Origin of the sequence: Paenibacillus cellulosilyticus, from assembly GCF_003182255.1 — a bacterium.
GTDB lineage: Bacteria > Bacillota > Bacilli > Paenibacillales > Paenibacillaceae > Paenibacillus_T > Paenibacillus_T cellulosilyticus.
In genome coordinates this window covers 1-26,350 of sequence record NZ_QGTQ01000038.1, presented here as the reverse complement: position 1 = coordinate 26,350, position 26,350 = coordinate 1, and the positions used below count along the sequence as shown (strand labels likewise).

General features: G+C 51.0%; 28 protein-coding genes. 1 reads left to right on the top strand and 27 read right to left on the bottom strand.

What is annotated here, in order from left to right:
* Positions 1-11 precede the first annotated feature (11 nt).
* The 27 genes from ruvA to DFQ01_RS27800 all read right to left on the bottom strand — a co-directional run bounded on the left by ruvA (position 12) and on the right by DFQ01_RS27800 (position 25,570).
* Positions 12-635 carry a Holliday junction branch migration protein RuvA gene (ruvA, locus tag DFQ01_RS27930; RefSeq protein WP_110047222.1) on the bottom strand — a complete coding sequence of 208 codons (624 nt, stop codon included), beginning with the start codon at positions 633-635 and terminating at the stop codon, positions 12-14.
* Entirely contained in the window at positions 632-1,135 is a 504-nt protein-coding gene (gene ruvC / locus DFQ01_RS27925) for a crossover junction endodeoxyribonuclease RuvC (RefSeq protein WP_110047221.1), read from the bottom strand. The genes ruvA and ruvC overlap by 4 nt, the downstream gene beginning before the upstream one ends.
* Before the next feature lie 500 nt (positions 1,136-1,635).
* Positions 1,636-2,328: a BofC C-terminal domain-containing protein gene (locus DFQ01_RS27920; protein WP_110047220.1), complete on the bottom strand. Its 693-nt coding sequence runs from the start codon at positions 2,326-2,328 to the stop codon at positions 1,636-1,638.
* A 118-nt stretch (positions 2,329-2,446) separates the two neighbouring features.
* Entirely contained in the window at positions 2,447-4,594 is a 2,148-nt protein-coding gene (locus DFQ01_RS27915) for a LysM peptidoglycan-binding domain-containing protein (protein ID WP_181394755.1), read from the bottom strand.
* A 209-nt stretch (positions 4,595-4,803) separates the two neighbouring features.
* A complete protein-coding gene (gene pheA, locus DFQ01_RS27910; protein WP_110047218.1) occupies positions 4,804-5,682 on the bottom strand; it encodes a prephenate dehydratase in 879 nt (292 codons plus the stop codon).
* Positions 5,679-6,653, bottom strand: a complete 975-nt coding sequence (gene thrB, locus DFQ01_RS27905; protein WP_110047217.1) for a homoserine kinase — start codon at positions 6,651-6,653, stop codon at positions 5,679-5,681. The genes pheA and thrB overlap by 4 nt, the downstream gene beginning before the upstream one ends.
* A gap of 102 nt (positions 6,654-6,755) precedes the next feature.
* A complete protein-coding gene (locus DFQ01_RS27900) occupies positions 6,756-8,042 on the bottom strand; it encodes a homoserine dehydrogenase (RefSeq protein WP_110047216.1) in 1,287 nt (428 codons plus the stop codon).
* A gap of 166 nt (positions 8,043-8,208) precedes the next feature.
* Positions 8,209-8,646 carry an ACT domain-containing protein gene (locus tag DFQ01_RS27895; RefSeq protein WP_110047215.1) on the bottom strand — a complete coding sequence of 146 codons (438 nt, stop codon included), beginning with the start codon at positions 8,644-8,646 and terminating at the stop codon, positions 8,209-8,211.
* A gap of 459 nt (positions 8,647-9,105) precedes the next feature.
* Positions 9,106-10,425, bottom strand: coding sequence for a GTPase ObgE (gene obgE / locus DFQ01_RS27890; RefSeq protein ID WP_110047214.1), 1,320 nt, complete (start codon positions 10,423-10,425; stop codon positions 9,106-9,108).
* 17 nt (positions 10,426-10,442) lie between these two features.
* Entirely contained in the window at positions 10,443-11,180 is a 738-nt protein-coding gene (locus tag DFQ01_RS27885; protein WP_110047213.1) for a Spo0B domain-containing protein, read from the bottom strand.
* Positions 11,181-11,338: 158 nt separating this feature from the next.
* Positions 11,339-11,650, bottom strand: coding sequence for a 50S ribosomal protein L27 (gene rpmA, locus DFQ01_RS27880; RefSeq protein WP_110047212.1), 312 nt, complete (start codon positions 11,648-11,650; stop codon positions 11,339-11,341).
* A 15-nt stretch (positions 11,651-11,665) separates the two neighbouring features.
* The gene (locus tag DFQ01_RS27875; RefSeq protein ID WP_110047211.1) at positions 11,666-12,004 is read right to left on the bottom strand and encodes a ribosomal-processing cysteine protease Prp; all 339 of its coding nucleotides are present in this window, start codon (positions 12,002-12,004) and stop codon (positions 11,666-11,668) included.
* Between the two features lie 12 nt (positions 12,005-12,016).
* Positions 12,017-12,328 carry a 50S ribosomal protein L21 gene (gene rplU, locus DFQ01_RS27870; protein WP_110047210.1) on the bottom strand — a complete coding sequence of 104 codons (312 nt, stop codon included), beginning with the start codon at positions 12,326-12,328 and terminating at the stop codon, positions 12,017-12,019.
* 230 nt (positions 12,329-12,558) lie between these two features.
* A complete protein-coding gene (locus tag DFQ01_RS27865; RefSeq protein ID WP_110047254.1) occupies positions 12,559-13,833 on the bottom strand; it encodes an Rne/Rng family ribonuclease in 1,275 nt (424 codons plus the stop codon).
* Positions 13,834-13,887: 54 nt separating this feature from the next.
* A complete protein-coding gene (locus DFQ01_RS27860; RefSeq protein ID WP_110047209.1) occupies positions 13,888-14,769 on the bottom strand; it encodes a M50 family metallopeptidase in 882 nt (293 codons plus the stop codon).
* Entirely contained in the window at positions 14,762-15,823 is a 1,062-nt protein-coding gene (locus DFQ01_RS27855; protein WP_110047208.1) for a M23 family metallopeptidase, read from the bottom strand. Before DFQ01_RS27855 ends, DFQ01_RS27860 begins: the two co-directional genes overlap by 8 nt.
* 91 nt (positions 15,824-15,914) lie before the next feature.
* On the bottom strand, positions 15,915-16,874 hold the full coding sequence (locus DFQ01_RS27850; protein ID WP_110047207.1) for a D-2-hydroxyacid dehydrogenase: 960 nt from the start codon (positions 16,872-16,874) through the stop codon (positions 15,915-15,917).
* A gap of 122 nt (positions 16,875-16,996) precedes the next feature.
* Positions 16,997-18,145, bottom strand: coding sequence for an FtsW/RodA/SpoVE family cell cycle protein (locus DFQ01_RS27845; RefSeq protein WP_110047206.1), 1,149 nt, complete (start codon positions 18,143-18,145; stop codon positions 16,997-16,999).
* 7 nt (positions 18,146-18,152) lie between these two features.
* Complete coding sequence (gene minD, locus DFQ01_RS27840) at positions 18,153-18,947, bottom strand: septum site-determining protein MinD (RefSeq protein ID WP_110047205.1); 795 nt, start codon at positions 18,945-18,947, stop codon at positions 18,153-18,155.
* A 5-nt stretch (positions 18,948-18,952) separates the two neighbouring features.
* On the bottom strand, positions 18,953-19,618 hold the full coding sequence (locus DFQ01_RS27835) for a septum site-determining protein MinC (protein ID WP_110047204.1): 666 nt from the start codon (positions 19,616-19,618) through the stop codon (positions 18,953-18,955).
* 133 nt (positions 19,619-19,751) lie between these two features.
* Positions 19,752-20,279 carry a rod shape-determining protein MreD gene (gene mreD / locus DFQ01_RS27830; protein ID WP_110047203.1) on the bottom strand — a complete coding sequence of 176 codons (528 nt, stop codon included), beginning with the start codon at positions 20,277-20,279 and terminating at the stop codon, positions 19,752-19,754.
* Positions 20,276-21,145, bottom strand: coding sequence for a rod shape-determining protein MreC (gene mreC, locus DFQ01_RS27825; RefSeq protein WP_245946909.1), 870 nt, complete (start codon positions 21,143-21,145; stop codon positions 20,276-20,278). Before mreC ends, mreD begins: the two co-directional genes overlap by 4 nt.
* Before the next feature lie 91 nt (positions 21,146-21,236).
* A complete protein-coding gene (locus tag DFQ01_RS27820) occupies positions 21,237-22,265 on the bottom strand; it encodes a rod shape-determining protein (RefSeq protein WP_110047201.1) in 1,029 nt (342 codons plus the stop codon).
* A 46-nt stretch (positions 22,266-22,311) separates the two neighbouring features.
* Complete coding sequence (gene radC / locus DFQ01_RS27815) at positions 22,312-23,001, bottom strand: RadC family protein (RefSeq protein WP_110047200.1); 690 nt, start codon at positions 22,999-23,001, stop codon at positions 22,312-22,314.
* Between the two features lie 73 nt (positions 23,002-23,074).
* A complete protein-coding gene (locus DFQ01_RS27810; RefSeq protein WP_110047199.1) occupies positions 23,075-23,716 on the bottom strand; it encodes a Maf family protein in 642 nt (213 codons plus the stop codon).
* 47 nt (positions 23,717-23,763) lie between these two features.
* Positions 23,764-24,006 (bottom strand): DUF4321 domain-containing protein, encoded by a 243-nt coding sequence (locus DFQ01_RS27805; RefSeq protein WP_110047198.1) that lies wholly within the window; start codon positions 24,004-24,006, stop codon positions 23,764-23,766.
* A 61-nt stretch (positions 24,007-24,067) separates the two neighbouring features.
* Positions 24,068-25,570, bottom strand: coding sequence for an SPOR domain-containing protein (locus DFQ01_RS27800; protein ID WP_110047197.1), 1,503 nt, complete (start codon positions 25,568-25,570; stop codon positions 24,068-24,070).
* Between the two features lie 251 nt (positions 25,571-25,821).
* Here DFQ01_RS27800 and DFQ01_RS27795 point away from each other — a divergent pair, with 251 nt between their 5' ends.
* Positions 25,822-26,151 (top strand): helix-turn-helix domain-containing protein, encoded by a 330-nt coding sequence (locus DFQ01_RS27795; RefSeq protein WP_110047196.1) that lies wholly within the window; start codon positions 25,822-25,824, stop codon positions 26,149-26,151.
* Positions 26,152-26,350: the final 199 nt, after the last annotated feature.

Genomic DNA, 26,350 nt, shown 5'->3' with positions numbered 1-26,350 from the left:
TCCGCTTACCATTACCCCTTAAACAGCTGCTGCAGAGCCCGCTTCATAAGCGAATCCACCGACTCGTCCGGCTTAATCGACTCACGCAAGCCTTCATAGGCTTTATTAAGCTCTGCTCCCGTATAGCCCAGCGCTTCCAGTGCCTCGCGAGCTTCCGCCCACGGGCCTATCTTCTGGTCGGATTTAGCGCTATCCTCAGTGACCCATGCCGAAGCGTCCGCCCCGAATGCAAGCGGCGCATTGCCGAGCTTATCCTTCAGGTCAAGAATCATTCGCTGCGCCGTTTTCTTGCCGATGCCAGGCAGCTTGGTCAAGAAGTTGATGTTCTCCTGCTGGATAGCCGCTACAATGGCTTCAGGCTTGCCGCCCGCTAGCACGCCAAGCGCTACACGAGGACCTATGCCGGATACCTCAAGCAGCTTGCGGAACATCGTCTGCTCGTCACGCGAAGCGAAGCCGAACAGCTGGATCGCATCCTCGCGGACATGATGATGAATAAACACCGTTACCGGATCACTCGACCGAGCGAACGCATATGGATTCGGCGTAAACACCCGATAGCCGACATCCCTCACATCGAGTACAACGTACTCCGAATCCCAGTGGACGACTGGACCTTTTAGAAAATCGATCATAATTTCGGCACCCCGTTCAATTTGTTCGTCAGCACGACGGAATGCGCATGGCAAATCGCGACAGCAAGTGCATCGGCCACGTCGTCGGGTTTCGGTACGCTACTTAGCTTCAAAAACATGCGGACCATCTCCTGCACTTGCCGCTTCTCTGCCTTACCATAACCAACAACAGCCTGCTTGACCTGCAACGGCGTATATTCTGCAACGGGGAGACCGCGCTGCGCTGCCGCCAATATAATAACCCCACGTGCCTGACCAACAGCAAAAGCCGTCGTCACGTTACGGTTGAAAAACAGCTTCTCGACCGCAACTTCGTCCGGCTTGTATTTGTCCATCAGCGCTCCTGCCGATTCATACACCTGTATGAGGCGTTTCTCCTGCGGCGTTCCTGCCTTTGTCTCAATCGATCCGTATTGCACAGGCGTGAGCTTATGTCCGTCCTTATCCACAAATCCGAATCCCACAATCGCTATCCCGGGATCTATGCCGAGCACACGCAATATTGTCCTCTCCCTTACGCACCTGCTTTTAACGGAAGCTTCCCCCCATTATAGCAAAATATCTGCCCTATGAGAACGCGCGTTTCTACTTTGAGACACTTCGCGAGGGGAATCGTTTATTAGTATGACTAGTAATCATCACTACGCAGGCAAATGTTCTTCCGATCGCTGTGGTTTTCGGATTCCTTGAACAATATTCAAATGGGGGAATCCGAAAACCAAGGCGAACGCTGACGCTTCTCCAGAATCATTTGTCCGCTTCGTGATTTTCTAGTCATTAAAAATACCCATTTCTCTTCGCTTCGTTAGGGGGATGGGATTGATGCGGTCGTCCTATTTCATATGGACGACCTTAGCTGTCGTTAGTTTGTGGCTTGGACGCGCATGCCTGTTCTCTGTATTATATCGTCAATCATTGATCGCTCGCTGAATAGGCTTGGTGATTTTTCTATGGGTAAAAAGTGAACAGCCCCCTGTCTTATCGACAAGGGGCTGTTTGGCTAAGGGGTCATCGTTTGGCGGGAAGCGTCGAGTGCGAAGTCGCTGAATGACGAGAGGACGCTGTAATAGGTTTCTTTGTCCTCAATGCGAATGCCGTTGGTCAACCGTTTGATCTCTTCTTCTGGCAGACTGCTTTCCATAAAGTTGACATCCAGCTGGTAGAAGGTACGCACCACCTTTTCTTTCTTTGGTGGTCCGTCATACAGCGTCAGCCGACCAGCATGATCGAGTCCGATAACAGCGTGCTGCTTGCACGCTTCGGACAAATCGCTGACCCGCTCCTCTAGAATAAGTGATGGCATTGCTGACGATGATGTGTTCAATCGCGCAAAGGACACAGTCGGCCTCTTCGCAATCTTAAGTGCACGATCGATCGGAAGGAGCCCCAGTGAACGATATTCTTCGCCACATATATAGGTGCGATGAATACGTACAATCATCGGCTGCTTGACTGTTGCGATCGCTTTCTCAAGCTTTTGCCATTGGCCTTCAGTCTCTATATTTCCATTGAACGTCCATTGTGCAGCACTCGGTTCGACGTCGAATTGTGCCACGCTTGCAGCAGCGGCCGGCTCAACTAATGCAATAGAGCCATATACGACAAGGGCCAACATGCTAGCAAGCGTCCATACTGGGCGACCATTGCGGCGAAGCTTACGTTTAAGCTGTTTCCATAGGCTGAATGCCTTCATGGCGAATATCCCCTTACATCCCTTTTTTCCGTTATTGTGGCTTAATGCAAGGGAAATATTCACACTTCATTACAAAACAAACAGCGTCCGCCGCTTACACGGACGAACGCTGTCTTCCTTAATTATTAATCCAAGGCTTGCTGCTGCGCTTACGCTCTGCTGGGCGCGATGCGACACTACGAACCGATACTTTCTTAATCGGCTTTCGCGGCGCATTGCGCTTGGTTGATTTGGAGCTGCCAGCCGCCCCCTTCACATTGAACGACTCCGGCTCGAGAAGCTCATCGGCAACTTCTTCATCCTCACGCTTTTTGCAACCGCAATCTTCTGCCGCTTGTTGTACTGGCCAAGTCGGATACGCTCCGTAAGGCCATGCCGACTGACCCGCTGCAAACGGATCTACAGCCGTTGGCGAACCGTAGCCATAGTCATAGTACTCCGGTCTACCACCGGCAGGTGATACGGTAGGCACGCCATAACCATAGTGTTCAAAGCCAGTTGGCGATACAGCCGGCGATACGAGTGGCGAGCCGTAACCATGGAGCTCAGGGCCGACATTCGCTGGCGATACAAGCGGCGAACCGTAGCCAAAGGATTCAGGGCTGACGTTCGCTGGCGACACCAGTGGCGAGCCATAGCCAAAGGATTCTGGACTAACGTTCGCTGGCGATACAAGCGGCGAACCGTAGCCAAAGGATTCTGGACTAACGTTCGCTGGCGACACAAGCGGCGAGCCATAGCCAAAGGATTCTGGACTAACGTTCGCTGGCGACACAAGCGGCGAGCCATAGCCAAAGGATTCTGGACTAACGTTCGCTGGCGACACAAGCGGCGAGCCATAGCCAAAGGATTCTGGACTAACGTTCGCTGGCGACACAAGCGGCGAGCCATAGCCATGCTGCTCCGGTCCGATGTTCGCTGGCGATACGAGCGGTGAACCATAGCCAAAGGATTCTGGACTAACGTTCGCCGGTGATACCAGCGGCGAGCCATAGCCTAGTGACTCTGGACTAACGTTTGCTGGTGATACAAGAGGTGATCCGTAACCATGCTGCTCCGGTCCGATGTTCGCTGGCGATACGAGCGGTGAGCCATAGCCTAGTGACTCTGGACTAACGTTCGCTGGTGATACCAGCGGCGATCCGTAGCCGTGCTGCTCCGGTCCGATGTTCGCTGGCGATACAAGCGGCGATCCATAGCCATGCTGCTCCGGTCCGATGTTCGCTGGCGATACAAGCGGCGATCCGTAGCCATAATGCTCTGGGCCAATGTTTGCAGGCGATACAAGCGGCGATCCGTAGCCATGCTGCTCCGGTCCGATGTTCGCTGGCGATACAAGCGGCGATCCATAGCCATAATGCTCTGGGCCAATGTTTGCAGGCGACACCAGAGGTGAGCCGTAACCATAATGCTCTGGGCCAATGTTCGCTGGCGATACCAATGGCGAGCCATAACCATACCCTGTCGATGCCGGCGACACGTGCTCCGGCATATGCGGAACACCATATACGGCACCAGCTTCCACAGCAGGGATACCGCATTGCTGGAACAGCTGAACATTTTGCTGATGATATTCCACATGAACAGGATACGGTTTCGGTACTGGCTTCTCCACAACGATTGGCGCTGGCGCTGGCGTCGGCGCTGGCACAGGAGCTGGTGCAGGAGCTGGAAGCGTCACGGGTGCTTCTGGAAGCGCCTCTGCGATTGGACCTGTCGGCGTTTTCTCGATAGGTGCTGTTGGAATTTTTCCTGTATTCTTTTTGCCTGGAATGATGCCTGTAGGAATTTTACCTGCCAAGCCCTGTACGCTATTTTTGATCGACGATGGATTGAAATGCCCATGGTGACCGCTATGATGCGATCCCGAGCCCTGCGCATTCATCTGATTGACGATGCTCTCAGCGTGCACATGCGTTTTTGGAATGTTAACGATGTCGCCCGTCAGTAAAACATTAGGATTTTTCAACTGCGGATTTGCCTTAATCAGGTCATTTAACGGAACGCCCCAAGCCTTCGACAGCTTCCACAGTGTATCACCCTGCTTCACAACATGCTGGTGCATAATGTCATCGCCTGCATGAGAGCCATTCGAGCCATTCGCACCTCCATGCGGGTTGGACGGGATCTTCACCTTCATCCCAACTTCGATGACGTCAGGATTCGAAATACTAGGGTTTAGCTTCAAAATTTCTTCAACCGATACGCCATATTTTTGTGCAAGAAAGAAAAGCGTATCGCCACTTTTGACAATATGGATTTTCACTCCCCGCAAACCTCCATTCACGGTCTATATTGCGAGCGGCGCGAGACATTCGCCCACCAATCATTACATCCTATGCGGGACATATGCGGATGTCCCCGTCCGTTCGAAAAAAATTTGTATGAATCCCCCTGCTGCTCCCGCAATACAAAAAAGCTCTTTCGGCAAAAACCGAAAGAGCCTGGTATAACCCGTATATAAAAACTAACTTGTTATTTCAGTGCTGGTTTATAAGAGAAACTCGGATAGCTGCCCATCACCCGAACTTGGAAACCAATCGCCTCGATCTCCGCGATAGCCGATTGCAACAGGATCGACTCCAGCGACATATCGATATCGATCAAGAAGTAGTATGTACCAAGCTTCTTCTTCGTCGGCCGCGATTCGATCCGCGACAGATTGATTCGGCGCCACGCCAACGCAGACAGCACTTGGTGCAGCCCGCCTGGATAATCCTCTTGGCTCGATACGATAATGGTTGTCTTATGCTTGTCCGATGTTTTGCCATTCAGCGGCTTTGGTCCGATTAAGAGGAACCGCGTGTAATTATTATCGTGATCGGTAACTGACTCTTGCAGCACATCCAGCCCGTTATGCTGTGCAGCTGTTTTTTGTCCAATCGCAGCCCAACCGATACCCGGGTTGTCACGCACCGTGCGGATCGCTTCCGTCGTGCTTCCAACATGCTCAAGCTCTGCGTGCGGGATATGCTGCTTCAGAAACTGTCGACATTGTGCCATCGCGACCGGATGACTCATCACCTTCACAATGCGGCTGTAATCAAGCTCGCCATTCGGTTTACGATCCAGCTCTGACAGACGACCCACGAGGTTCTGAATCGATGGATATACCCATTCCGCTTGAATGGGCAAATCGACATCATCGATCAGCATATCCGTGTGCAAGCTTACCGAACCATCAATCGTATTCTCGATTGGAATGACGCTGTAGTCCGTTATGCCTTCCGCTGTGCTCGCGAATACTTCCGCAATCAACCGATGATAATGGAAGTCAACACCGTCAATCTCGCCTAAAATATAGCGTGCTGCATCATCCGAGGTCGAGCCTTTCGGCAATACGGCTACTTTCATTTTGCACGCACCTCGTTACGAATGCGATCCATAAGCGGTGTTTCGTCACTTTCGCTTATCTGACGCCACTGCGTACCCTGCTTGCACGGCTGGAGCCATATCGTCTCTGCTTCAATGCCTTCTGCCGCAAACGTATCTTTCAAGAACTGCTCTAGCTCCTTCTTACGGTCGCTAATGCCGTCCACGAACGTAATAATCGTTGGTCCCGCACCGCTCAGCGCCGCACCAAGCGCCCCATGCTCAGCAGCATGCTCCAGAATCGTGCTCATACCCGGAATGAGAGGTGCACGATAAGGCTGATGGAGACGGTCCCGCATTGCCGTACTGATAAGATCAAGTCGCCCTGCGCTCAGTGCAGCGACAAGCAGCGAGCTGCGGCCAACGTTGAATACCGCATCCGACATATTAAGCGTCTTAGGAAGCGCATGCCGTGCCTTCTCTGTCGAGAGCTGGAACGATGGAACCGCTACTAACGTTTCGAGTGAAGTATGCGGTTCGATACGTACATGATCCGCACGTTCTCCGTCCCATGCAGAGACGACAATGCCGCCGAACAACGAGGCACCGACGTTGTCGGGATGTCCTTCAAGCTTCGTCGCAATCTGGAACAGTCGATCATTGGTCAATGGAGAGCCAACTAGAGCGTTCGCGGCCACCAGTGCACCGACGATAGCCGAGGCGCTGCTTCCAAGTCCTCTTGTAAGCGGAATGTCGCTGTACATCGTTATAGACAGCTCGGGAACCGCTACACCTGCTTCTTCGAATACAAGCTGCGCTACTTTGTAAATGAGGTTTGTCTTATCTGTTGGGATATCCTCCATCCCGTCGCCAAACATCGTAATTGATGTTTCACTTGCAGCCTGCATCTCAATCCAGGCAAATAACGATAGAGCCATGCCTAGCGCGTCAAAGCCCGGTCCTAGATTAGCCGTGCTCGCCGGAACTTTAACAAGAATCCGTGGTCCGTTCATAATTACCCTCTTTTCAGCCTGTCTTTCAGACATAAGATTAAAAAATAAAAAACCGGTACGCCGCCAATTGGCGACGCCCGGTCGTAAAAGTTCGCCTGCGTGTTAGCCTTCGACGCGATAAACGCTCTTCACTTGCCGGATCACATCGAGCGATTCGAAGGCGCGGAGCACTTTATTCATTGCTGCTTTGTTCGCATCATGAGTAATAACGATAATTTCTGCTTCCGGGTTGTGCGGGTTCGGCTGTTGAAGCACCGATTGCAGGCTAACCTCGTGTTCAGCGAACACTTGCGTAATACGCGCCAGTACACCTGCACGGTCTGCTACATGAAGCAGCAGGAAGTATTTGGCCGAGATCTGCTCGTCGGTTTTGAGCTTCTTCTCCTTGTAAGCTGTAACCCCTTGCTTGCCGTTCACGCCAAGCTTCAGGTTCTTCACAACTGCGACCAAGTCTGCTACAACAGAAGTTGCCGTCGGCAGCTCGCCTGCACCTGCACCATAGAACATCGTCTCACCAACCGCTTCGCCGTATACATACACAGCGTTGAAGACACCGTTAACCGATGCTATCGGATGGCTGAGCTTGACCATCGTCGGCTCTACACTGACACTGATATAGTCATCCTGGCGCTCTGCAATGCCGAGCAGCTTGAGCTCATAACCGAGACGCTTCGCGTATGCGATATCGTCTTGGCTGACCGACGAAATACCTTTCACGCTGACATCTTCAAGCGCAACATTCGCACGGAAGCCAAGTGTCGACAGAATCGTCATTTTGCGAGCCGCATCAAGACCTTCTACATCAGACGTCGGATCGGATTCTGCGTAGCCAAGCTGCTGCGCTTCCTTCAGCACATCCCCGTAAGACGCGCCTTCATTGCTCATCTTCGTCAGGATGAAGTTCGTCGTACCGTTCACGATTCCCATGATCTTCGTAATGCGATCCGAAGAGAAGCCTTCAATCAGCGTACGAATAATAGGAATGCCGCCCGCAACACTCGCTTCATACAAAACATCGCATTGGTTCGCGCGTGCAGCTGCAATAATTTCGGGTCCGTGCAGTGCCATGAGATCTTTGTTCGCCGTCACGACATGTTTGCCGCGCGACAGCGCTTCGAGGATGTACTGCTTCGTATCTGCAATACCACCCATAACCTCAACAACTACATCGATCTCTGGATCACGAATGATGTCCCATGGATCTTCTGTTAATTTATCCGCATCAATATGCAGCGCGCGCTGCTTCGCTTTGTTTTGTACAAGAATTTTCTCAATTACAATAGATGAGCCCACTTGACTCTTCAAATCTTCTTGATGACCCTCTACAAGCCGAACGACGCCCGTTCCAACTGTTCCGAGTCCAAGCAATCCTACTTTAACTGGTTTCATGCGCTACCTCCATCAACCGTTGATTTTCCACATAAGAATTTACAAGTTTTCGAGTGAAGAAAAAACAAATTCTTATTGGCGATAAAACCTTCTCATGCTTACGAAGCTGCTTTGCTATGCAAAGCTTTAGGTCACTCATCTCCGAACGGCCTCGATAAAGGTTTTCTCACCCCTGCCCGATGACTGAGGCTTTGCGGACGCCATCCAATTGGCGAATTCGTTCGAGCAATTCTGTAAGCTCTTCTGTCATATAAGAAGTATCAACCGATATGACCACATTGGCAAGCCCCTGCAGCGGAATACTCTGATTGATCGTTAACACGTTGCCTTCTAGTCCCGCTACGAGACTAAGCACCTTTGACAAAATGCCAGAGCGGTGCTCCAATTCCATCGATATCGTTACTATTCGCTCCCGATCCAGCTCACTCAGCGGATAAACGCCATCCTTATATTTGTAGAATGCGCTTCGGCTAAGTCCTACCCGTTCCACAGCTTCGTGTACGGTAGCAGCTTCGCCCCGCTTTAGCATGTCCTTCACCTGAATCGTCTTCATGATCGCTTCCGGTAATATGTCCTCCCGGACGACATAATAACGCTCTGTCATTCATCGTCCTCCTGAAAAAGACAATTGTACACCTATAGTGGACATTATACGTGAATTTCCTGGGATCGGCAATAGGCAATTAGGGGCGACGTCCCCTAAGACCCCGTCTTATACAAATTCTTATAAGAGTTTCTATCCACCCAAACCCTCCGAAAGCGTATGCTCCCGATGTGGTCTCCTCCGGAAACCTTTACCTCTGAACTCCTCACAAGGACGTTTCTTGTTTATGCGGAACGTATGCCCGCACTTGCCGCTTCCAGCGGCAAAGCTATTGTTTGGCCGGATCAAGATACGTTATATCGTTCACATTGTTTGTTCCTCCGCACCCAACAGTCACCGCCCATTGACGGTACATTTGATTAGATGCAGCATTCAAATAAACGAAATTAATAGTACTGCTAATACCAAAATCAGATTGTGGCTCACCTAAAAAGAAAAAGACGGGTTGCCCCGTCTTTTCTAGAAGATATAGTCAGTGCCTTCGAAGAACTCGAATTGATAGTGGCCGATGCGGCAAATGTCGCCGTCCTTGGCACCGATCTTACGGAGTTCTTTGTCCACACCGAGATTACGCAGAATGCGTGCGAAACGCATTACAGCATCGTAGGAGTTAAGGTTCGTACGTCTCATGAGACGCTCGATGCCTTCGCTCTCGACAACGAAAATTTCATCCTCGCGGAATACGCGGAACGTAATTTGATCGCGCTCTTGGAACTTGTACACCTTACGTTCAGCCAGTTCGCTCACTTCTTCAAGCAGCGGCTGATCCGGTACTGTCTCCAGTACATCTGATGCACGGTACAGCAACTCCTGAACGCCTTGGCGCGTCAGCGACGACATCGGCATAATTTCATACTTGTCGCCGCCCTCAATCTCAGCAAGCTGCTCCTTGAACAACTTCAGCTGCTCTTCTGCACCTGGCATGTCCATTTTGTTCGCAGCAATGATCTGTGGCCGTTCGCTCAGCTTCTCATTGTATTGACGCAGCTCGGCATTGATCTTCACCCAATCATCGAATGGGTCGCGGCCTTCCGTTGCTGCCATATCAATGACATGGATAATAATCCGCGTCCGCTCGACGTGACGCAGAAACTCGTGGCCAAGACCAACACCTTCACTTGCCCCTTCAATCAGACCCGGCAAATCCGCCATAACGAAGTTGCGTCCATCACCTACGTCAACAACCCCGAGATTCGGTGTAATCGTCGTAAAATGATAAGCGCCAATCTTCGGCTTCGCACCTGATACAACCGACAGCAGCGTCGACTTGCCAACGCTTGGGAAGCCGACAAGACCAACATCCGCCATGACCTTCAGCTCAAGCACTACCCAACGCTCTTCGCCTTCTTCGCCATTCTCGGAAATGTCCGGCGCCGGATTGTTCGATGTCGCGAATCGCATGTTACCGCGACCGCCGCGTCCGCCGCGTGCGATAACAACCTCTTGTCCTTGACGCGTCATATCCGCAATAATTTCTTGCGTATCGTCATCGACGACGACCGTGCCTGGTGGAACACGTACGATCATGTCGTCCGCGTTGGCACCATGCATGCCTTTGACCTTGCCTCGATCGCCCGGCTTCGCCTTGAAGTGCTTCTGGTAACGGAAGTCAACAAGTGTCCGAAGACCTTCGTCCACGCGGAAAATAACGTTACCTCCGCGTCCTCCATCACCGCCTGCTGGTCCACCGTTTGGTACGTACAGCTCACGACGGTAAGACACGATACCGTTACCGCCGTCGCCGCCTTTTACAAATATTTTCGCTTTATCTACAAACATGTTGCTCTGGCCTCCGTTCAGCCGCGCAGTTCAGCCTTTAGCAGCAGCTCCCTAAGCGTCTGCTCCGAACCGATCGGCTGCAGCGGCGAGTTTTTCAGCCGCTGTTTTATTTTGTGCATCGAACCCTCGATGTCATTCCATTCACCATCATAGCATAAGGCAGCATGAAGTGCCTTGTCATCACGCGACAGCCGAAGCGTCAGCTGTGCAGGATCGCCGATGATTGGTTTAACACCGCTTCGATAAATATTCATAAGATCGATGAGTGCGACTGCAACCGTCTCCTTATCGATCGGAATTTCTTCTATGTCCAGCTCGCCGTCGATGTCCACGATTAGCTGCAGCGAATTCGTCATCGTTCGGAACGACTGCAGATACATGACAAGAGATGGCACGCCCAGCTTGGCAATTCGGCTTTCTGCTGCCATACGATCTCGAATCCGTTCCACGTACTGAACAGCTCTATCTTGCTTGTTCATCCGGATGTAGCCGTACAGCACCTGCAGATCATTCATCCAATCATGGCGATGATGGTTCAACGTCCGAATCGATGCGGTCTGAACAGCGCGTTCAATCGCGCTCTGTCGCCTCCGCTGCTCGCTGCGCTCGAGTCGAATCCATATAACAAGCACCATCAAGGACCACGCGACGAAAGCTAATATCGGCCACCACGCCTCATCCCAAATGAAAAGACAAACAATTGGGAGCAGCAGCGAAGCCGACACGTAAAGTTTTGCCGAACCGATCCGATTCATTCGCGATAAACCCACCTTTATATGTAGAGCGGTATATGCATAAAAGTACGGTACGGATGATCTGCTCATCTATGAAGTGAAAAAGCTTAATAGAATCTTATACTTAAATCTGAAAAACCCGGCCTGTGACTTCAGGCCGGGCTCTTGTTGAAGCGATATTATTCGACTGCTGCAGCAACAGCAGCTGCTTCAGCAACAGGGTATACGCTAACTTTTTTACGGTCGCGGCCCCAACGTTCGAATTTAACGACGCCTTCGACCAGAGCGAACAGCGTATCGTCTTTACCGATGCCTACATTGTTACCTGGGTGAATTTTCGTTCCGCGTTGACGGAAGAGAATGCTGCCCGCTGTAACGATTTGGCCGTCTGCACGTTTAGCGCCCAGACGTTTCGATTGGCTGTCGCGTCCGTTCTTCGTCGAGCCTACGCCCTTCTTGGATGCGAACAACTGAAGATCCAATTTCAACATGGTGGTTTCCCTCCTTTATTGTACGAATTTCTCTTGAATGGCAACATACTTCCCGTACGATTGCCGTATCGAATCGATCATGACCGCCATACCTTCAAGCAGCAGCTGCACCCGTTCATCAGCAGACGAGTCATCATGAACCGGAATCTCCGAGCTCACAAAACCGTTCCGCATGGATGCCGGCAGCGTAACGCCAGCAACTGCCTCTATCGCATTGACCGTTCCAACGGTAACAGCAGAAACGCCTGCACAGACAATGTCTTGACCGTGCTTCGCGTAATGCGCATGTCCAGAAACTTCGAACGATACGATACGGCGGTCAACGGCGTTCCGTACGATTGTGACCGTAATCATCGATCAAACCGATTACGCTTGGATTTTTTCAATCGTCACTTTCGTGTACGGTTGACGGTGGCCTTGTTTACGACGGTAGTTTTTCTTCGCTTTGTATTTGTAAACGATGATTTTTTTACCGCGGCCTTGCTTCTCGACTTTAGCAGAAACCGATGCTCCGGCTACAACCGGTGTTCCTGCAACGAGTGCGTCGCCTTTGGAAACGGCAAGAACGCGATCGAAAGTGATGCTTTCGCCTGCGCCAGCCTCGAGTTTCTCGATGTAAAGAACATCGCCCTCTTGAACTTTGTATTGCTTGCCGCCCGTTTCAATAATTGCGTACATGGATGGTGCACCTCCTTATTAGTGAAGACTCGCCTGATAGCAGGTGGCATGCGCCTGCGCGCTTGCGCTTGTAAACCTGAATAGAGCGGTACCTTGTGCAATGCTTAGCCATAGGCAAAACATACACCCGATTAGTATAGCATGCCCATTATGCGAATACAACGGTTTTCGTACTATAAAACTTCAATCGATGCGATTCGAAGATGAGCGACCTCGTTTAGCGATAGATTTTATTGTGGTAAAAGCCCACGTCCGCCGCAGCTGCTGCATGTCGTAACGGCAGACGGAAGTGCTTTGAGCCTTGATTTCTTTCGCGTAATCTCCAATAGTCCAAGCCTTGTCCACCCTACAACGGTACAGCGGCTGCGGTCCATGCGCGTCAGGGCTTCCATCTGCTGCGAGATGCGCTGCCGATTCGCGTCGCTCTCCATATCAATGAAATCGATAATAATGATACCACCAGCATCCCTTACACGAAGCAGCCTCGCAATAAGTTCGGCCGCTTCCGCATTCGTGCGGTATATGGTCTCCTCTAGATTATCACTGCCGATGAATCGTCCTGTATTCACGTCGATAACTGTTAATGCTTCTGTCTGATCCCATACGATATAACCTCCGCTGACCAGCTGAATCGTACGAGAAAGCGCCTGTTCAGCCTGGCGGCTAATGCCGAAGTGGTCAAATAGATTATCTCTAGCTTCATAACAGCGCACCAGCTTCTCCCGCCCTGGTGCCATCGCGTGCACAAGTGAGCCAACCTGCTTATAGAGCTGCCGATCGCTTACGATCACTTCCTCAATGTCGGCGGCCAGCATGTCACGGATCACTCGATGCACAAGTCCAGCCTCCAGATGGAGAACGGCTGGCGCCTTCTTCTGCGATGCTTCTTCAGACACAGCCTGCCACAATTCACGCAATGAAGATGCATCATCTGCCAGCGCATCATCAGGTAATCCGTCGGCGGCCGTGCGCATAATGACGCCTTCTTCCGGCTGTCGAATCCGTTCGCCGACGATTCTGAGTCGCTCACGCTCCTGCTCATCGCCGATTTTACGTGAAACGCCAACATAAGCTGCCTCCGGCATGTACACCAGCCATCTTCCCGGCAGCGAGATATGCGTCGTGACGCGCGCGCCTTTCCCGCCGCCTGGTTCGCGTACGACTTGCACGACGAGTTCCTGACCCGGTCTCAGCACATCGCGAATGGACGGCTTGCCAGCCGATTGCTTCTCACGTTTCTCTAAGTTTGGATGGAGTGCATCATCAATGTAAAGAAACGCATTTTTCGATAAACCAATATCTAGAAAGGCCGCCTGCATACCAGGCAGCACGTTGACAACTTTCCCCTTATAAATGTTTCCCATAACAGCACCAGGCTGAACTTGTCCCGGCTGATCAGGATCATGGAGCTGAGAGGCGTAATCGACCAGTATGCCATTATCGAGCACTGCGGCATAGAGACCTTCTTTACTGCCATGCATCAGCAATTGCTTCAATGTCGTCACCTGCCCGTCCAAATCATTAACGTCAGGTCGATTATAGCACGAACGATTCCTCGGTTAAATGATCAGTTCAACAACCGGCCGATTCGGATTGGCAGAAGCGAAAAATCCATGCAGCAGTTCATTTTCTGGCAAAATGCCTAAAAGCTCGCCACGCGCAGTCGTGACATACACCAAATGAACGGCATCTCTGCGAAAATCTTTGAGCACCGAATGAAGCGCAGCCTCGGGTCTAACAACAATTGGCGCCGCACTAGCTCCTCGGTCCATTCGCTTGCGCGCATAACGCTCCCGATTCATCAGAAAGCGAATAAATAGAAATGGCATATGCCGCCGCTGCATCCAATTCGTCGCCAGCAGGAACAATGCAATGGTAAGCAAATTTAACTGAATGCCGCCGCCAGGCCATAACTGCTGTACAAGTGCGGCAGCACCAATCAATACACTAAGTGTAATGCTGATCCGAATCGTCCAAGCCATCGCATGATGATACGGCATAAGTCGGCCGAGCAAACACTGCAGCAGCTTGCCTCCGTCCAATGGATGAATGGGAATGAGATTAAAAAGCGCAATCAGCATATTCGCCTCGACTAGTTCGTTCGCCCATGCGGGATCTCCAATTCCGAACTTCCCGATTCCCCAAGCAAGCGCCGCCATCCAGACGTTCTGCATCGGGCCTGCAATTGCCACTATCGCTTCCTCACGAGTCGGCATCCCACCCGCCTCCTCCGTCTCGGCAACACCGCCAAAGGGGAGCAGCTTCACCTCTCGGATGACCCAGCCGAACGAACGAGCGGCAACAACATGCCCCAGCTCGTGGACAAATACGAGAACGAACAATGTAATAAGCTCTGCGAACCGTCCTGCCGCAGCGGACAGCAGCATGACGATAACGAAAAGCGGGTGAACACTCCAAACGATGCCGCGAAATTTAATCAAGCGGGATCACGTCGGTCGGATCAATAAACCGGCCATCTTCTTTAACAGCGAAATACAGGATGCCAGATTCGTCGCTGCTTCCATCTTGCAGCTTACCAATGACATCTCCCGCTTCTACCCAATCATCCTTACTAACCGATGACGAAGCCAACTGCCCGTACTGGGTCTGCCGGCCTCCAGCGTGCTGAATGACGACGGTCTGACCTTTACCCGAGTCCGGCGTAACGAGAATAACTTGTCCGGTCTCAGCGGCTTCAACGGCGCCGCCCGGCTCTCCCGCCAATTCAATACCACCGAGCGACTCTGCGAAGGATTTGATTAAAGTGGACCTCGGTAATGGCGACACAATTGGCAGTGTGCTGTGAGGCGTGCCTTCGACGGCAGTAACCGCCTCTTTATCCTCACCGAACAGCGGAATGAAGGCCGGCGAGCCTGCAAAGGTCCGATCGTACCAAGCCTCTACGGTCTGAAAATCAAACTCGTCCGTCAGCGCTGCCGTCACAATCGTCTGCCCCTGTTCAGCCATCCCGCCGTTCAACTGAAAGAGCCCCCAAATGGCTCCGAACAACACTGCGCTCGCAATAATTTGCAGCCGGAACTGACGCAAGAAACGAGAACCGCCGCCGTTAGAAGGGTCTATAGGAGGATACTCCGTTACCAGATCACCGTAGGTAACACCCCGGCTAGAACGATTCAGACCAAGCCATGGTGCAGAAGATGATTTCCACAGCTTCTCAGGATCGTGTTCAACATATTGAACGGGTCCAGCTACCGGATATTCTCCTCGTTTCACAAGAATGGGAGGCTGCTTCTCCAACATTTCAACTGGCGGAAGCGATCCTGCTTCCTCTCTAGGAACAATCGGAGGGACTTGCACTGTCGATGTTGGCTGAAGCTGTTGAGGTGTCTGCAAGCGCGAAGATTGGTTCACTGCTTCTGCCGGAAGCGGATATCCGCCATCCTTTGTTCGTTGCTCCAGCTGCAGACTGTTCTGTGATTGCTCTATAATTTGGCGAATTCGCTCTTTCTGCCTCTCCCGAATCCTCTCGTTCATTCCTATCGCCCTCCTTCACTTGTCCTATTTGTATGACAGAGGATGGACAACTATGAACGGAGCACGGGCTGTTGAAGAAACTATTGCCTGACTATCCTATAACACGATTGATTGGATGACCGGCCTTATATTGAGCTAAGTTATTGGCGGCAATCGCCATTAATCGCTGCCTTGCCTCGAAGGTCGCCCATCCGATGTGTGGTGTAATTAAGCAGTTGCGCGCACCGATCAGCGGATTTCCTGCTGTTGGAGGCTCGACCGATAGGACATCAACTGCCGCGCCTGCAATACGACCTTCATTCAAAGCTGCTGCAAGCTCGTCCTCTGCAATGTGTCCTCCGCGTGCTGTATTGATAAGAAAGGCGGTTGGCTTCATGCATCCAATCGTCTCGTTGTTAATCATCTTCGCTGTCTGTTCCGTTAGCGGACAATGCAGCGTTATGTAGTCAGAGGCCGACAGCAGCTCTTGAAGGCTAACAAACTGGACATCCTCTAGTCCTGCGACCCACTTTTCTGTTCGACTGTTCACCAGCACCTTCATCCCAAAGGCTAATGCGATACGCGCAACCTGCTGACCGATTTGTCCGAATCCAACGATACCAATCTTCTTCCCTGCCAGCTCGATAAGTGGATAGTTCGCAAACATAAAATGCTCACTGCGGCTCCACTGTCCGCCTCTTACCGAATCGCTATGCTGCCGCACATGATGGCAGTGCTCCAACATATAAGCGAATACAAGCTGCGCCACAGCCATCGTGCTGTAGTCTGGAATGTTCGTTACCGTTATGCCCTTCTCTGCTGCGGCCGCGATATCTACAACATTGTAGCCCGTCGCTAGTACACCGATATAACGAAGTCTCGGAAGCGCCGCAATCGTTGCTTCGTTCAGTGGTGTTTTGTTCGTCAGAACCACATCCGCCTCTTGTGCCCGCTGCGCAACCAATGCTGGTTCCGTCTTGTCATAAACCGTAACTTGGCCAAGTGCTTCGAATAACGCCCAGCTCAAATCACCGGGATTAAGCGTATAGCCGTCCAATACAACAATATTCATATCCTCTTCTCCTCTTCATGTCGTAATCAAATCATTGACATCTCGCTTCATTATCGCCGATAAAACGAAAAAGGACGACCTTTGAGATATCAAAAGTCATCCTTGTTTTGCAATATGGCCAATTAAGTGTCCAGCTCGTATTTCTCCTGATGCAGCTTAATACTAAGCACAAGACCAATACAGATCATGTTAAGCAGCAGAGATGTACCGCCATAGCTGACAAACGGAAGTGTAATACCGGTAATCGGCATGAGTCCAATCATCATCCCGACGTTCTCGAAAATTTGGAACACAAACATCGAGACGATACCGATAATCATGAATGACCCCCGTTTGTCATAACACTGGAAGGAGATTAGGATCATCCTGTAAATTAATAAGAAATATAACAACAGCAGCACCGCTGAGCCTTGGAATCCGAATTCCTCACCGACAACGACGAAGATAGAATCAGAGTATGGGTACGAGATAAAGGCGTTATTTTTCGAATCACCCTTCAAGTATCCGTCACCCGACAATCCGCCAGAACCGATTGCGATCTTCGCCTTGGTCGCCTGATATACTTCCCTTTCCGACGCGTTGCCAGGATTCATAAACCCATTGATCCGTTCATACCAGTGCAGCTTGTTATGGTCGATCATATACGTCTTGATCTGATCATTATACGTATTGAACAAGGTGCCGAATATAAGGAGGAAGCCTAAGACAGCCACCAACCCGATCATAACATGTGAATATCGAACGTTGCCGATCCACAGCATGCCTAGCACAATGACGATATAGATGATGGCATTACCCAAATCGGGCTGCATCATGACCAATAAGAATGGTACGATCGAATACGCAGCAATCGCCATCACATCGCTGGTCAGCCTCAGCGGCTCGCCTTGCCGCCTGCCCATCAACTGCGCAATACCAATAATCAATACGATCTTAACCATCTCCGCAGGCTGAAACTGCAGCCCGCCCGGCAGCTTAAACCAAGCACGTGCACCGTTTATTTCAGCTCCCAAGAAGAAAACAAGCACGAGCAGAACAAGTCCGATACCATACCAGATCAGCCAGCCTTTGAGCAGCAACCGGTAATCAACCAAGGACAACAGGAAGACAACGCCTAATCCGATGCAATAAAAGATAACCGTCTTTGTATCATAGGAGGCATACCGCGGATCATACGAGGTTGCGCTGTGTACGATCAGGGTACTGATGCACATGAAGACCAGCAGCAGCGCAATAATGCCCCAGTCCATTTTCTTCAGTTTATTGATCACTGCAAGCTCATCCTATTCCTAGAAACTTGCGGAAGCGCTTGAACATACCAGCGGACTTCTCATCCAGCGGCATAAGCGGCACCATATCACCCAGAATACGGCGCGCAATATTGCGGTATGCAATCGCTGCACGAGACGAAGGATCCATGACAGTAGGCTCACCGGCATTCGCCGACTTGATAACCTTCTCGTCATCCGGCACGATGCCGAGCAGATCGATGGCAAGCACTTGGCACACTTCGTCGATCTCGAGCATGTCGCCTGTCTTCAGCATCGCTGGACGGATCCGGTTAATGATCAGCTTCGCTGTAATTTGCGACTGCTCCAACAGGCCGATCACGCGGTCTGCGTCACGAACCGCTGCATTCTCCGGCGTCGTGACGACGATGGCATGGTCAGCGCCAGCTACCGCATTGCGGAAGCCTTGCTCAATACCAGCAGGGCAGTCAATAATGACGTAATCGAATTCTTTCTTAAGCTCCAGTACGATGTCACGAACCTGCTCTGGCGTTACATCATGTTTATCTTTCGTTTGGGCAGCTGGAAGCATATACAGCTCCTCGAACCGTTTGTCCTTCACAAGCGCCTGCTGCAGACGGCAGCGGCCTTCAGCGACATCGACAAGATCGTAGACGATCCGGTTCTCAAGTCCCATAACGACATCCAGGTTGCGAAGACCGATATCGGTATCGACCATGCACACCTTTTTGCCGAGCAGCGCAAGCGCCGTTCCGACGTTAGCAGACGTTGTCGTCTTGCCGACGCCGCCTTTCCCTGAAGTTACGACTATCGCATCTCCCATAATCTCTACACTCCTTTATACACGAGCGGTTCTCTTCTCATACGGAACAATTGAGTCGTCTTGTCGACTTGCATAGCACCTTCCTGCAGGAAGGCGTATTCCATCGCCGCGTCGCCGGTCAGCCACTCCTCTGGGGGCCTGCTGATCACTTCTGCAATGCGCAGTTGTGTCGGCTTAAGCAGCGATGCCGCAATGATAACATCGGTTCTGCCTTCTGACCCCGCATGCGCCATACCAGCAAGTGTTCCCATTACATATATATCGCCTGTACAAATAATCGATCCGCCGGGATGCAAATCACCGAGCAGCAGCAAGCTGCCATCATGCGTGATCACCTGTCCAGATCGAATAATACCGGTCATAACTTTCAATTCCTGCTGATTCGCTTCCGTCTGCGATTGCAGCTCCGCATCGCTCTGGATCGATTGTATGAGCAGGTTGCCCTGCTGTCTCAGCACGGACTTGATTTGTTCCTTCTCTTCGTCCGTCGTCTCACGGCTTCCTAGCTTGACGTTGACGTGCATTAACGGGCCGGTTAACAGCTGTTGATGTGTTTTCTCCAACTTATAGTGCAGTTCGTCGAGCAATGCCGAAAATTCGCAGCGATCGTCGAGAATGAACACGAGACCTTCTTTAACACCTTTGATCGTAATATGTTGTTTATCGGTCAACGTTCGTCCCTCCCATGATCTATTCCTTTCTTTTCGACATGCCCCGAATCCTGCCGAACTGCATTTCACCGCATAAGAATTTATAAGTTTTCGAGTATAACGAAGAACAAATTCCTATATTGTCGAGGATTTCTCATTCTTCTTCTTTTTCCGGTTGACGCACGGGGATTGCACTCTGCACCCATCTTCTTGCCGGAACATAAACAGCCAACGCGAAACCGAGTTGTAAAAACGTGCTCAGCAGCATGTGGTCAACCATCGCATAACCGAGCGATTCTCGCGTAAACCAGAACACTCGATACACAGCAAATATAATAATTTCATAGACCATACAGCAGACAGCTATCGTGAACAGTGCGCTCATCATCGTAGACTTCTTCTTCTCTAGAAGAAGTCCGGTTACATAGCCGATGAGCCCCATAGCAAATGAATGAAGACCAAGCAAATTGCCGTAGAACACTACGTCCTGCATGAGACCAAAAAGCAGACCAAGCATCAACGCTTTATGTCTTGTGCCATACAGTGCCGTATACAACACGAACACGAAAGTGAAATGCGGATACAGCCGTCCAACTAGCGAGGTTGGAATGAGCCATGGCACAAGCGTACTCTCGATTACAAAAAGCAAAAACATGACGACGCCTAATCGACCAATCGTCATGGCGTTTCGCCCTCGCCCTCATTGTCCGACATCTTCACAACGAACACTTCCGTCAGTCGATTGAAGTCAGCCTGCGGTTTAACCGAAGCTACCTTGGTTAAGCCGAAGTCTCCTGCTTGTGGCGTCGTCTCCACCGTTCCGACCACGAGACCACGAGGGAATACGCGGCCAAGCCCCGATGTAATGACCGTATCACCAACGATCATCGGATCGTTCTCTGGAATGCGGGTCATCTCAAACCGCCCATTTTCTTGATCGTATGTGGCAATAATGCCGAATGAGTCATTCTCTCTGCCAAGAACCGTAACCGAAATTGACTTCGAATTCGGCGACTTCTCATCAAGCGACGTGATCGGCTCAACATTCGAGGAGAAAGCAGATACTTTAGAGACAATACCAATCAAGCCATCTACTGTCACGACCGCCATATTCTCTTTGATACCGTTCTCTGAGCCAAGGTCAATCTTAATCGTTGGATTGTAAGGATCGGTGCTTACCGACACCACTTGTGCGATCAAATATTCATAATCATTCAACTGGCTCTGACGCTCCGTAAACTTAAGATCCTTTTCTAATTGTGCATTCTTCTGCTCAATGACATTGTACTTGATTTTGTCTCTTGCATAGGCAGCAGCAGTCGTTCGAAGCTGTTCATTCTCTTCCTGCAGGGATCGGATGTTGCCAATATCCTCAAAGAAGCCCGCTATATAGCCAGCGGGCTTGTACAACCATTGCTGCACGTAGGCGACAGAGTCATTGACAAACTTCTCAGGCGCCGACAACTGACGGTCGCGCAGTGAGAACCCGATCGCTGCGATGAACAGGATCAATCCGATCATGAGGAAGAACAACCGCTTGTTTCTCATCAGATTAAACAGTCCAATCACCGCCGATTAAGTTACTTATGAAATTATTGCGATCCCTTACGGATAAACCGCGCGGGGATCGTCTAATTAACTAACGCTTCGAACGGGAGCTCGATGCTCTGTTCTTGAACAAATGGATGTTATCAAGCGCACGTCCCGTACCGATCGCTACGCAATCCAGCGGGTTCTCTGCAACAATGACTGGCATCCCCGTCTCGCGAGCCAGCAGCTTGTCGAGGCTGCGCAGCAGCGCGCCGCCGCCTGTAAGGACGATACCGCGGTCCATGATGTCAGCAGACAGCTCTGGCGGGCACTTCTCGAGCGTAATCTTTACAGCGTCTACAATCGAGTTAACCGTATCCGTCAATGCGTCCGTCATTTCGTCCGACGTGATTGGCAGCGTCTTCGGCAGACCCGTTACAAGATCGCGTCCGCGAATTTCCATCGTTTCCGTCTTCTCAAGTGGAAGCGCAGAACCAATTTCCATCTTCAGCTGCTCAGACGTACGTTCACCGATCATCAGGTTGTACTGGCGTTTAATATATTGAATAATCGCTTCGTCCATCTCGTCACCAGCGACCCGAATCGATCGGCTCGTAACGATACCGCCAAGCGAAATAACCGCAACTTCCGTCGTACCGCCGCCGATATCGACTACCATGCTGCCTGTCGGCTCCCAAACCGGCAAATCCGCACCGATTGCTGCAGCGAACGGCTCTTCAATTGTATAGGCTTCTTTCGCGCCTGCTTGCTTCGTTGCATCCTCTACTGCACGTTTCTCAACGGCCGTAATACCGGATGGCACGCACACCATCACGTTCGGATGGCGCGGGAACAACGCACGCTGCTTTTGCGCTTGCCTGATGAAGTGCTTTATCATCGTAGCGGTCGTCTCGAAGTCAGCAATTACGCCGTCCTTCATCGGGCGAATCGCACGAATGTTGCCCGGCGTTCTGCCGATCATTTTCTTCGCTTGTTCGCCAACCGCTGTTATCGACTTCGTATCGGTATGCAGGGCCACCACAGACGGCTCCCTGACGACAATTCCTTTACCTCGCGCATAGACCAGAGTATTAGCGGTACCCAAGTCAATTCCTAAATCTTTCGATCCTCCAAACATAATTGTAAAGCTCCCTTCTCTTCATACGACAATCCTTATTATTATATTACAACAAACCCCGCTCCTTCAAACTAACATACTTTCCATCTCCGATAATAAGATGGTCAAGCACATCAATTCCAACGAGCTCTCCAGCTTCGCGCAAACGCCGTGTTAATGCGATATCTTCGGGGCTTGGGGTCGGATCACCGCTCGGGTGGTTATGAGCGCAAATGATCGACGCACTTCCTCGCTTGATCGCCTCACGGAATACTTCTCGCGGATGCACGAGCGATGCGTTAAGTGTACCGACGGATAACGTTTCACGCGCTACAACCTGATTTTTCGTATTAAGAAACAAGCACATAAAGTGCTCCACTGTCTGATACCGAAGCTCTTCCATAATAAGATCAGATGCATCAGACGGCCGCTTTATGACCGGACGGTCTCCGAATCTTGCGGCAGCCATCCGTCTGCCAAGCTCGATGCCTGCTTTCAACTGAAGCGCCTTCGCCGGTCCTACTCCCCGAACATTCATCAACTGCTCTAGACTTGCATCTACCAAATACCGAAGTCCACCGCATTCTTTCAAAATATTGTTGGCCAGATCCATAACAGATTCCTGGCTCGTACCGGTTCGCAATAAAATTGCCAGCAACTCTGCGTGACTAAGCGCTTCAGCCCCATGTGCCATCATGCGTTCTCTAGGTCGTTCATCAAGGGGAACATCGCGCAGTAATTGTGCCTTCGCTTCCATGTCCCGTTCCTCCCCAGTAGCAATAAAAAGCTCACGTCCAGCAACCATCGGCCAGCGTCAGCCTCTCTTCGAATCAGTATACGTCAATTCCGAACACTTCCAGCATGTCTGACAAGAGCGACAGCGGAAGACCAACGACATTGAAATAGCAGCCTTCAATCCGATCGACATTGGCCGCACCAAGTCCTTGGATTCCGTAGCTGCCCGCTTTATCCATTGGCTCGCCAGTCGCTACATAGCGTTCAATACGTTCCTTCGACAATGGCTTCATCCATACATGCGTCCGGCGATGTTTCACTAACGCTGTTCCGTCCTCTGAATGAATGCAAGCGACGCCCGTGTATACTTCGTGGTTCCGTCCTTGCAGCCGCTGCAGCGTTGCAATCGCATCTTCCCGATCGACCGGCTTACCGAGCACTTCGCCGTCAAGTACAACGATTGTATCTGCGCCGACAACGAGCGAAGGCTTGTCCGTATGTTCTGCACGAAGACGCTCTACTGCTGCTTCCGCCTTGCGGTGTGCAAGACGCTCCACCACTTCAGCAGGCGTCCAGGCTGGTTCGATCGATTCATCCGCATCCGTCGACAAAATACGAACCGGCAAGGACAGGTCGAGAGATGCGACCAGTTCCTGCCGGCGCGGAGATGAAGATGCCAGCACAAGCTGACACAACGTATTCGATTGTGCTTCCTTACCGAATGCTGCCACTGTCATGGCACTTCCTCTCTATTCAAACCTTACCGTTTATTCGTTAACCCATTCTATAACTTCCGAAACAGCCAAATCGCTAAAACTAGACACAAAATGCTAAGCAGGCTCAGCTCCAGCCGTATCGTCAGGTCATAGCTGAGCACAACCAAATCCGCGTCCGGCGACCACTTGACTGTCGTCGTATCGGTTAGAAAGGACAGCGCCGATACACGCTTCAACCATTTCGTAATGAGTGCGCCCGTAATTAACCCGAGCACGATAAAAAGAAGGAGGGTCCAACCATTCTTCTTCATCCTACAACGCCTCTCGCCATGAAATGACACCTATGGACATTATAAGACGTATCGGTATCGTTTACAATCCAGCGTTCGATTCCAGCCATCCTTTTTCGGCGAAAATCGCGCCCATCAACGCTGTCTGCACATTCCATAAATAGGCGGCAGATGGTTTCTTATCAAACTCCCCAAGCGCGACTGCAGCCGTGTTAATGGATTGCGCCATCCGGCTTGCTCCTGCGCTCGCCTGGTCGCCGCTTAGTTTCGTTGTTACTTGAGAAGAAGTACTGAGCCATTGCTCATGCAGTTTCTTCCAGGCAGCCGATACCGCGGTACTGAATGGAGCCAGCTTAGCTTGATCCAGCTGGTCAAGCGTCAGTCTGTCCAGCACGGTTATCAGCTCGCTCGTTTGTTTCCAGTATTGCTTAAGCAGTTCAGCGTCGCCATTGAACGGCATCGAGTCGATTGCCGGAAGCTCAATGGCTTTCACATACACCTCCAGGCCGTCAAGCTGCTGCGTCAAAGCGAGCGCCCCATCCCGATCACTCGAAATACCCATATACACTCGATAATCTTCTCCTGTATCTAGGCGATAGGCTGCAAGCCCTTTGTCCTTCAACTCAGCAACGGCGGCATCTGCACCTTCAGTTCCGCTGAACACACCATATTGGAGCGCATGGTAGGTCTGCGCCGGCACCCCCACTTGAACGACAGCAGCAGAAGCATCTGTCTGCTTGTCTGCCGATCCCACTGATTCAACACCATCAGTCGAAGATTCAACGCCTGTAACCGGTGTAGTTCCACTGGCATTGTCAGTGCTGTTGCTGCCCGTTTGCGCTCCTTGTTGTCCCTCATTAGAAGCCGGCTGAGTAATCGTAGTCTGTTCATTGTCCGTCGAGGCCTTCTCACCGCTGCCTCCCGCCCAAGGACCTTCTCCTGCGAATAGCGCAAGTGCCATGTAGCCAAACAGAGCACCTGTAGCAATCGCGCCCGCAACTGAAGCGAATACTTTAAGCCAAGACGGTCCTCTTGCGTTTCTCGTATGGTTAATATCTACATACCGTAGACCGCCACTTCCTTTGTCAGTACCACGTCCGCGTTCTTCTTCGAGAATGCCCCAATCATAAGGACGAATCGCCTGCGTTTGCGAGATTTCAGGCGGAGGAGAAATAACGACAATGGGCTGGGTCTGCTCGATCATTGGCGGAAGTGACTGATTCGATTCCACAAGATCAAGCGGACTCAGATCGATGCTAGCGACCTCTGCTACGATACGTTTCGCAGCATGCTCCGTTTTTCGTTCGGTTTCGACATGATTTTGTTTCGGCTTATGAATCGGCTCTGGAAAATGCCACACACTCGGACGGTCTCCAGCCCGCTCTTCTCTTTGTTCAATGACTTCAACTGACTTGTCCACCACGGACGGCCTTGCCGGTGCAGCTTCGATGCTGCCGCCTCCGTGTCGAATAAGCTGCTCCAATGCCTGGATATCATCTTGGAGCGGCTGCGTATCATGCTGCCGCACGTCTTCAGCCCGTGCAGTCCCGTCAAATCGAAATGTTAATCGCGTGTCTCGTTTCATATGCCTCTCTCCTTCACTATCTGCATATGCATAAGCAGCATCGGAAGCTTGTCAATCAAGCCTTTACTAGTAATCTATGAACAAGATGCGAGATTTATGACGAGAATGAACGCGTACGTGATTTATAAAAAGATGGCTGAAAAGAAACAAGACCCGCAAGAGGCCACTTGAAGTGCACCCCTTATAGTAGACATTGTATAAAACACCCTGGTGTTTTACCGATGAAAATACTATAGGGGGTGCTTTTTGTTATGGCGATTAAGGGGCAAAAATTTAATCATTATCCGGAATCATTAAAGATCGAAGCCGTTCGACTGCATAAGGAAGAAGGCTGGAGTCAACAACGTATCGCAGATCATCTTGGAATTAAGGATAGGGACCGTGTGAAAGTATGGATTAGGAAGTTCCGGGAAGGTGGCTACGAAGCATTCAAGGATCGTCGAGGGGATCCGAAGCGAACTGAAACGGAGCAGGAACGTGAGGTTCGTCGGTTACAGATGGAGGTAGATGTTCTAAAAAAGTGGTTGCAAATCTTGAATCGGGGGGTGCACAACACAAACACGTCGTCATTGATCGAATGAGGGATAAATACGCGGTAACAGGACTATGTAACTTCTTAGGCATATCCAGGAGCGGATATTATAGCTATCTAAAGCGTGATGGTCAAGATCCAGATGCTGAGTTGTGTTGTTCTGCTGTGATAATGTCACCCCATAACTGTTCTGAGATAATGTCACTATGGGACAGGAGACAATTACATTGAGCAGAGAAGAAATGAAG

Excerpts from the sequence above, each read along its gene's own strand:
- DFQ01_RS27795 (WP_110047196.1), top strand. The coding sequence starts at position 25,822 with ATGGCGATTAAGGGGCAAAAATTTAATCATTATCCGGAATCATTAAAG.
- DFQ01_RS27885 (WP_110047213.1), bottom strand. The coding sequence starts at position 11,180 with ATGAATCGGATCGGTTCGGCAAAACTTTACGTGTCGGCTTCGCTGCTG.
- thrB (WP_110047217.1), bottom strand. The coding sequence starts at position 6,653 with ATGAACGGACCACGGATTCTTGTTAAAGTTCCGGCGAGCACGGCTAAT.
- DFQ01_RS27920 (WP_110047220.1), bottom strand. The coding sequence starts at position 2,328 with ATGAAGGCATTCAGCCTATGGAAACAGCTTAAACGTAAGCTTCGCCGC.
- obgE (WP_110047214.1), bottom strand. The coding sequence starts at position 10,425 with ATGTTTGTAGATAAAGCGAAAATATTTGTAAAAGGCGGCGACGGCGGT.
- mreC (WP_245946909.1), bottom strand. The coding sequence starts at position 21,145 with ATGAGAAACAAGCGGTTGTTCTTCCTCATGATCGGATTGATCCTGTTC.
- DFQ01_RS27855 (WP_110047208.1), bottom strand. The coding sequence starts at position 15,823 with ATGAACGAGAGGATTCGGGAGAGGCAGAAAGAGCGAATTCGCCAAATT.
- pheA (WP_110047218.1), bottom strand. The coding sequence starts at position 5,682 with ATGAAAGTAGCCGTATTGCCGAAAGGCTCGACCTCGGATGATGCAGCA.
- DFQ01_RS27850 (WP_110047207.1), bottom strand. The coding sequence starts at position 16,874 with ATGAATATTGTTGTATTGGACGGCTATACGCTTAATCCCGGTGATTTG.
- DFQ01_RS27800 (WP_110047197.1), bottom strand. The coding sequence starts at position 25,570 with ATGAAACGAGACACGCGATTAACATTTCGATTTGACGGGACTGCACGG.
- DFQ01_RS27820 (WP_110047201.1), bottom strand. The coding sequence starts at position 22,265 with ATGTTTGGAGGATCGAAAGATTTAGGAATTGACTTGGGTACCGCTAAT.
- radC (WP_110047200.1), bottom strand. The coding sequence starts at position 23,001 with ATGGAAGCGAAGGCACAATTACTGCGCGATGTTCCCCTTGATGAACGA.
- rplU (WP_110047210.1), bottom strand. The coding sequence starts at position 12,328 with ATGTACGCAATTATTGAAACGGGCGGCAAGCAATACAAAGTTCAAGAG.
- DFQ01_RS27810 (WP_110047199.1), bottom strand. The coding sequence starts at position 23,716 with ATGACAGTGGCAGCATTCGGTAAGGAAGCACAATCGAATACGTTGTGT.
- rpmA (WP_110047212.1), bottom strand. The coding sequence starts at position 11,650 with ATGTTGAAATTGGATCTTCAGTTGTTCGCATCCAAGAAGGGCGTAGGC.
- ruvA (WP_110047222.1), bottom strand. The coding sequence starts at position 635 with ATGATCGATTTTCTAAAAGGTCCAGTCGTCCACTGGGATTCGGAGTAC.
- DFQ01_RS27805 (WP_110047198.1), bottom strand. The coding sequence starts at position 24,006 with ATGAAGAAGAATGGTTGGACCCTCCTTCTTTTTATCGTGCTCGGGTTA.
- DFQ01_RS27875 (WP_110047211.1), bottom strand. The coding sequence starts at position 12,004 with ATGATTACGGTCACAATCGTACGGAACGCCGTTGACCGCCGTATCGTA.
- mreD (WP_110047203.1), bottom strand. The coding sequence starts at position 20,279 with ATGACGATTGGTCGATTAGGCGTCGTCATGTTTTTGCTTTTTGTAATC.
- DFQ01_RS27900 (WP_110047216.1), bottom strand. The coding sequence starts at position 8,042 with ATGAAACCAGTTAAAGTAGGATTGCTTGGACTCGGAACAGTTGGAACG.
- DFQ01_RS27895 (WP_110047215.1), bottom strand. The coding sequence starts at position 8,646 with ATGACAGAGCGTTATTATGTCGTCCGGGAGGACATATTACCGGAAGCG.
- minD (WP_110047205.1), bottom strand. The coding sequence starts at position 18,947 with ATGGGAGATGCGATAGTCGTAACTTCAGGGAAAGGCGGCGTCGGCAAG.